Annotated in this window: 2 protein-coding genes; one reads left to right on the top strand and one right to left on the bottom strand. The window is 61.4% G+C overall.

Going from position 1 to position 793, the window contains the following annotated elements; genetic code table 11:
* Nucleotides 1–171 precede the first annotated feature (171 nt).
* On the top strand, nucleotides 172–537 hold the full coding sequence (locus SB4_RS18320; RefSeq protein ID WP_058717588.1) for a response regulator: 366 nt from the start codon (nucleotides 172–174) through the stop codon (nucleotides 535–537).
* Nucleotides 538–565: 28 nt separating this feature from the next.
* Here SB4_RS18320 and SB4_RS18325 read toward each other — a convergent pair.
* On the bottom strand, nucleotides 566–793 hold a 228-nt coding region (locus SB4_RS18325; protein ID WP_153006339.1), incomplete at its 5' end, for an EAL domain-containing protein.

Here is a 793-nt window from a genome sequence, read left to right on the forward strand (position 1 = left end):
ATCGCCAGCGCGACCAGCGTGAAGCAGCTGTCAGAGTTGACTCCCGCGATGCGGCTCACCCTGTCCGAGGAGCAACTCGCCCTTCTGACCGACAGCGGCGCATGAAACCGGATACACTTAATTTTAATCAATTTCGGAACGTATGCAGAATGGTGGGCTTTTAGCGGGACCATGGATGTCCAGCCCCCCACCATTCTTGTCGTTGAAGATCAGCCTCTGCTTCTCATCCACGTCCAGTTCGCGTTCGAGGATGCGGGATACCGGGTCGTGCAGGCGAGCAGTGCCGACGAAGCGCTGGTCGCGTTGGAGCGGCATCCCGAAATACGAGTGATCTTCACCGATGTGACCATGCCCGGAACGCTCGATGGCGCGGCGCTGGCGACACGGGTGAGCGAGACGCATCCGCACGTCGCGGTTCTCGTGACGTCGGGGGACCAGAGCTATGTCCCCGACAATCTTCCGGCCGGGGTTCGCTTCGTGCCCAAGCCCTATTCGGGGCACATGATCGTGCGGATGATCTCCGAAGAGGTCGCCTGATCGACAGCGGCTCCCGACCCTGATCGGATCAGGCCGCCTGGGCGTGGGAAATGGCGGGACGCCCGATCAGATAGCCCTGGATCTGGTCGCAACCCAGGTCGCGCAGCATCGCATATTGATACTCGGTTTCGACCCCTTCGGCGACGATCGGGATGTTCAAGCTGCGCCCCAGGCCCAACGACGCGCGCACGATGGACAGCGCGGGGCCATGCGCATCCATTGCGCGGATAAAGCTCCGATCGATCTTGATCTTGTC

Source organism: Sphingomonas sanguinis, assembly GCF_001476905.1.
Lineage (GTDB): Bacteria > Pseudomonadota > Alphaproteobacteria > Sphingomonadales > Sphingomonadaceae > Sphingomonas > Sphingomonas sanguinis_B.